Genomic DNA, 5434 nt, shown 5'->3' on the forward strand with positions numbered 1-5434 from the left:
CGCACATGCAACAGCAACAGCATTAGCAACAGCAACATCAACAGCAACAGCAACAGCAACCGCAACCGCAACCGCAACCGCAACCGCAACCGCAACCGCAACCGACATGATCCAGGCTATCCATCCCCGAGGTACCCGATGAGCAACACCCGCAGACATTTCCTCGGCAGCGCCGCCGGCCTGGCCGCACTCGGCGCCGTCGGCCCCGCCCTGCTTGGCAGCTCGGCGCCCGCACAGGCAGCCATGGGCAAGGGGCCGGATGCGCTCAACGAGCGCACCGACGGCACCTACGTCACGGTTGAATTGGCCAAGCCGGCATGGACCCTGGGCCTGGTGCAATCACGCGTGCACAGCTTCGATGCCAGGGAATGGAAAGCCGGCGGCAAACGCAACCTCGCGCATATGCTCGAGCTCATCGACAAGGCGCATTACCATGCCAAACCCGACCTGCTGCAGTTCCATGAGTTCCCGCTCAGCGGCTGGCGCAAGTGGACGCGCGATGAAATCCTCAAGTTCGCCATCACCATTCCCGGCGAAGAAACCGAAGCCATCGCTCAAAAGGCGCGCCAGTACGGCACCTGGATCGTGTTCGGCGCCTACGCCACCGATCCGGATTGGCCGGGCCACGTCTTGTCGATCACCACGATCATGAACGACAAGGGCGAGATCGTGGACAAGCACTGGAAGGCACGCAACCTCAAAGGCGCGTTCCCGGACTTCGAACTGTTCACCACCACCACCTATGACGTGCTCGATCGCTACGTGGAAATGTATGGCCGTGATGCGGTGGTGCCGGTGACGCGCACGCCGCTGGGCAATATCTGCACCAGCTCCACCCAGCGTGAGCCGGAGCTGTTCCGGGCGATGGCGTTCAAGGGTGCCGAGGTGTTCCTGCGTACTGCCTCGGGTGGTTTCTCGGACATGGATATCGCCGCCTGCGCAATGTACAACGGCGTCTATTCGTCCATCGTCAACAACTCGATCTCGCCGGACAACGGCCCCTACTTCGACGACCCGGGTTCAGGCGGTACCGCCCTGTATGACCCCAGCGGCAAGATCGTCGCCGAGGCACAGAGCAAGGAGGAGACCCTGGTACTGGGCCGCGTGCCGATCGCCGAGCTGCGCGCGCGCAAGCGCCAACCTGTCGTGCACATGGATCTGTTCCGCGACGTCTACGACACCTACCAGAATGCCTATCCGCCCAACCTGTGGTCGGAGTACCTGCCCACTTCGCTGGAAGACGCGGCGCGCTACATCCGCGGCAAGTCGCGCTGGAAGTAAATTGAACCGACAACGGCGCCGCTAGGCGCCGTTGCTCCATCCGGCGCCACTGCGGATTCCAGCCGATCGAACCCAAGCGACTTCAAACCGCAGCGCGCGGTTCTGCCCACAGCTACTCCAACTCACAAGCAGGTGACGCTGCTCAGGGCAAGCTGAGTGTCCGTCCTGCGACAACGGACTCGTCAATGCCAACCGTCTTCCATCTCGGCCTGCTGCTGTGCTGGGCGGTGGTGCTTGGCTATTGGGCCATCACCGCACTGCGCGCCAAGCCGGTGACCCGCAGCGAATCGCGTGCCAGGCAGTTCCTGGCGTACTGGCTGCCGTTGATCATCGCGATACTGCTGCTGGGCCCGGGCCATTGGTTCGGCCACAGTTGGCTGCGTGAGCAGTTCGTTCCGCATTCATTGCCGATCTACACGTTGGGTCTGCTGCTGTGTGCGGCCGGTGCAGCACTCGCGTTGTGGTCGCGCTGGCAGCTGGGCCGCAACTGGAGCGGCAACGTGCAGATCAAACAGGCGCACGAGCTGATCAGCAGCGGCCCGTATGCGCATGTGCGCAACCCCATCTACAGCGGCTTCCTGCTGATGTTCAGCGGCACCGCCTTGATGGTTGGCGATTGGCGCGGGGTGATCGCCGTGGCAATCGTGTTCGCCTCGTTCTGGGTCAAGCTGCGCCAGGAAGAACGCTTCCTGGCGGCCCACTTCGGGCCCGCCTACAGCGCCTATGCGGCGCGTACCAAACGCTTGATTCCCGGTCTGCTATAGCACCTCAAGGGCTGCGCTCCGGGTCATCCTCACCGCCGCGCCCTGCGCCGTAACCCAACCCGGCGCCCATGCCCATGCCGGCGCCCATGCCGCCCATGCCGCCACCACCGGCACCGCCTTTGCCACCACCCGCGCCGTCCTTGTCGGCGCCTTTGCCCGCGCCCTTGTTGCCGCCACCGCTGCCCGCCGGACGCAAGGGCCCTTGCCGGGGAATGGCGACGGCAGCCGGTATCACTTCCAGGTCCAGCACGCTGCGGACGAAGTCGCGCAGTGACACCACCAGCTCGGCGGTATGGATCGGTCGGCCCTCGACCATATCGGTGGCAGCGCGCGCGGCCAGCCGCACCTGCTCCTCGGTGCCCAGCAGGATCACATCCGACAGCGCCGCCTCCACCGCGTCGCGGATACGACGCGCCCGGTCACCCGCCTCGCCCGGATCCGCGCTCGGCAACAGCAGGGCACCATCGGCGGTCGTAGCGGTCTGTCCCTGCGCCAGTTCGGCCGCACGTCGGCGTAGATCGCGCAGGTGGCTGGGGTCAACGCTGAGATCGCCTGTAAAGGAACCACCCAAGGTTTTGTAGGCGGCAATCAAGGTCTTCAGCCGCTCGTTGATCTGCCGGTTGGCCGCCTCACGTTTCTGCTGCACCGCCTGCATCACCAGCAGGCGGATGCCCACGCCGATCAGGGTGATGATCGCCAGGCCCACCAGCGTCGACAGCAGGCCCTGCCAGGAACTGAAATCCAGACCACGCATCCGCGCACCCGTTGCTGCAGGCGCACATGCGCGCCGGGACCTGCATCGTACCGGCAGCATGCCAATCCCCACCAACGGCACAGCCACTGCGGCGGGCGGACGCGGTATCGTGTCGCCCTCTTCTTGTCCTAGAACCCGCCGATGCCCAGCACTTCTTCCGCCCCGGCCAGCGCCCCCTCACACAAGCTGGAACGCGCGCTCAAACCGCGCCAGCTGATCATGATGGGGCTGGGCAGTGCCATCGGCGCCGGCCTGTTCCTGGGCTCGGGCGTGGGCATCCAGGCCGCCGGGCCGGCAGTGCTGATCTCCTACCTGGTGGCCGGCACCCTGGTCATCATCATGATGCACGCCATGGGCGAGATGGCGGCCGCGCGGCCGGCCAGCGGCGCGTTCTCGGTGTACGCGGCCGATGCCCTGGGTGCCACCGCCGGGGCCACCGTGGGCTGGCTGTGGTGGGCGCAGCTGGTGGTGGTGATCGCGGCCGAATCGGTCGGCGCGGCCGGCCTGCTCAATACGGTCTGGCCACAGTTGTCGGTACCGATGACCTCGTTGGCTTTCATGCTGGTATTCACTGCCATCAACCTGCTGGGCGTGCGCAATTTCGGCGAATTCGAGTTCTGGTTCGCCATCCTCAAGGTCGGCGCCATCATCGCCTTCATCCTGGTCGGCATTGCCCTGCTGCTGGGCCTGCTGCCGAACGTGCCCTCACCCGGCCTGGCCAACATCACCGGCCATGGCGGCTTCATGCCCAAGGGCCTGGCCGGCATCGGCGCGGCCCTGCTGGTGGTGATCTTCGCCTTCGGCGGCACCGAAATCGTGGCCGTGGCCGCGGCTGAAACCCAGGACCCCGAGCGCAGCCTGGCCCGCGCCATCCGTACCGTGGCCTGGCGCATCCTGGTGTTCTACATCGGTTCGATCGGCGTGATCATCGCGGTGGTGCCGTGGAACAGCGAGACCCTGAAATCGCCGTTTGCCGCGGTGCTGCAGGTCGCCAACATCCCCGGGGCCGCCACGGCGATCACCCTGATCGCGGTGATCGCCCTGCTCTCTGCGCTGAACGCCAATCTGTACGGCGCCTCGCGGATGATCTATTCGCTGGCCGAACGGGCCGAAGCGCCGCGCTGGCTGGGCCTGACCAATACCCGCCAGGTGCCGGTAGTGGCCGTTCTGGCCAGCGTGCTGTTCGGCTTCGTCGCCACCGTGCTGGAGCTGATCTACCCGAACAAGGTGTTGCCGGTGCTGCTCAACGTGGTCGGCTCCACCTGCCTGCTGGTGTGGACCATCACCCTGGTATCGCAGCTGATCCTGCGCCGTCGGGCCGACCGCCTGGGTACGCCACTGCCGTTCCGCATGGCCGGTTTCCCCTACCTGACGGTGCTGGCACTGGCGATCCTGGCGCTGATTTTCGCGCTGTTGCTGGCCACCCCGGAAACCCGCCTGCAGTTCCTGTCGATGGCCGCCTTCACCGCTTTCATCGCGCTGTGCAGCGGCCTGGCAAGGAAGTCGCAGCGCGGCTGACCATGCCAGAACAGGCTGTTCGCCCGCCTACGACCATGGCGGGCTTGTTTTAACGCGAAACTAACGGCAGGCTGCGCCCATCCGAGGCCAGTCATGCCCACTCCAGACCCCCGCGTAGACGACTACATTGCCAATGCCGCCGCTTTCGCGCAGCCGATCCTGCACGAGATCCGCCTGCGTGTGCACAGCGGCTGCACCACGGCTGAGGAAGCCATCAAGTGGGGCATGCCGGCGTTCCTGTACAAGGGCAAGCTGCTGTGTGGCATGGCCGCGTTCAAGGCGCACGCCACGCTGGGCTTCTGGCAACGCGAGGCCGGCAGCGGCGATGACTCGGCCATGGGCCAATACGGCCGCCTGCAGTCGCTTGGCGACCTGCCCGGCAAACGCGAATTCACAAGCCAGCTACGGGCCGCCATGCAACGTATCGATGCAGGCGTAACCCGCCCCAAAGCGGCCCCGCGCGCGCCCTTGCCGATGCCCCCGGCCTTCGCCGAGGCGCTGGCTGGTGCAGCCGTCGCCAAGGCGCACTTTGACGGTTTCAGCCCCGGCTACCAACGCGACTATCTGGAATGGATAGGTGAAGCCAAACGCGACAGTACCCGCCAGCAGCGGATCGCCCAGGCCATCGAGTGGTTATCCGATGGCAAGCACCGCGGTTGGAAACATGAGAAGCATTGACGTGGACCGCGCCAGCGATTCCACTTGCCGCAAACATCCCCCCATCAGTCCTGTTGCTACGCCATGATCGACCTAGAAGACCTCATCCAGCGCTCCATCGACCCTGAATCCGTCAGGCTGGAAGGCACCCTGACAAATCCGCCGTCGTTCGGCGTATATGCCATCGAGAACATCGACGACGGCAGCACCCATTACCGCTTTGGCAACCACCCGGTGCGCAAGCAGGAACTGGAGGACAAGTTCGGCAGCGCCGAGCTGGAGTACCTGTTCCTCAGCCGCGAAGACGCCGCTGCATTGACCGCGGCCCTGAATCGCCCCGAAGCGGACTGAGCAGGCCGAGGTAGCGCCGAGCCATGCTCGACTGGCGCGTTACCCTGTAGTGCCGAGCCATGCTCGGCTGAGGCTTTACCGGAACGCCCCTTGCCGAGCATGGCTGGGC

6 protein-coding genes are annotated in these 5434 nt (G+C 65.5%); 5 read left to right on the plus strand and 1 reads right to left on the minus strand.

Annotated features, from left to right (window positions below; translation table 11 throughout):
• The first annotated feature begins 138 nt into the window (after positions 1-138).
• Both QMX78_RS19810 and QMX78_RS19815 read left to right on the plus strand, forming a co-directional pair.
• Entirely contained in the window at positions 139-1281 is a 1143-nt protein-coding gene (locus QMX78_RS19810) for a nitrilase-related carbon-nitrogen hydrolase (RefSeq protein ID WP_282272848.1), read from the plus strand.
• A gap of 185 nt (positions 1282-1466) precedes the next feature.
• Positions 1467-2045 carry an isoprenylcysteine carboxylmethyltransferase family protein gene (locus QMX78_RS19815; RefSeq protein ID WP_282272851.1) on the plus strand — a complete coding sequence of 193 codons (579 nt, stop codon included), beginning with the start codon at positions 1467-1469 and terminating at the stop codon, positions 2043-2045.
• A 4-nt stretch (positions 2046-2049) separates the two neighbouring features.
• On the opposite strand, the gene QMX78_RS19820 is transcribed toward QMX78_RS19815, so the two are convergent.
• Positions 2050-2799: a hypothetical protein gene (locus tag QMX78_RS19820; protein WP_282272853.1), complete on the minus strand. Its 750-nt coding sequence runs from the start codon at positions 2797-2799 to the stop codon at positions 2050-2052.
• A gap of 141 nt (positions 2800-2940) precedes the next feature.
• Here QMX78_RS19820 and QMX78_RS19825 point away from each other — a divergent pair, with 141 nt between their 5' ends.
• The 3 genes from QMX78_RS19825 to QMX78_RS19835 all read left to right on the plus strand — a co-directional run bounded on the left by QMX78_RS19825 (position 2941) and on the right by QMX78_RS19835 (position 5325).
• Complete coding sequence (locus QMX78_RS19825) at positions 2941-4317, plus strand: amino acid permease (RefSeq protein ID WP_282272859.1); 1377 nt, start codon at positions 2941-2943, stop codon at positions 4315-4317.
• A 93-nt stretch (positions 4318-4410) separates the two neighbouring features.
• Positions 4411-4995: a YdeI/OmpD-associated family protein gene (locus QMX78_RS19830; protein ID WP_282272862.1), complete on the plus strand. Its 585-nt coding sequence runs from the start codon at positions 4411-4413 to the stop codon at positions 4993-4995.
• 63 nt (positions 4996-5058) lie between these two features.
• Complete coding sequence (locus QMX78_RS19835; RefSeq protein WP_282272864.1) at positions 5059-5325, plus strand: hypothetical protein; 267 nt, start codon at positions 5059-5061, stop codon at positions 5323-5325.
• Positions 5326-5434 lie beyond the last annotated feature (109 nt).

The organism is Stenotrophomonas sp. PS02298 (assembly GCF_029959445.1).
Classification (GTDB): domain Bacteria; phylum Pseudomonadota; class Gammaproteobacteria; order Xanthomonadales; family Xanthomonadaceae; genus Stenotrophomonas.

Bases quoted from the DNA above. Each gene is read 5' to 3' on its own strand.
- QMX78_RS19810 (WP_282272848.1), top strand. From the start codon at position 139: ATGAGCAACACCCGCAGACATTTCCTCGGCAGCGCCGCCGGCCTGGCC.
- QMX78_RS19835 (WP_282272864.1), top strand. From the start codon at position 5,059: ATGATCGACCTAGAAGACCTCATCCAGCGCTCCATCGACCCTGAATCC.
- QMX78_RS19820 (WP_282272853.1), bottom strand. From the start codon at position 2,799: ATGCGTGGTCTGGATTTCAGTTCCTGGCAGGGCCTGCTGTCGACGCTG.
- QMX78_RS19815 (WP_282272851.1), top strand. From the start codon at position 1,467: ATGCCAACCGTCTTCCATCTCGGCCTGCTGCTGTGCTGGGCGGTGGTG.
- QMX78_RS19830 (WP_282272862.1), top strand. From the start codon at position 4,411: ATGCCCACTCCAGACCCCCGCGTAGACGACTACATTGCCAATGCCGCC.
- QMX78_RS19825 (WP_282272859.1), top strand. From the start codon at position 2,941: ATGCCCAGCACTTCTTCCGCCCCGGCCAGCGCCCCCTCACACAAGCTG.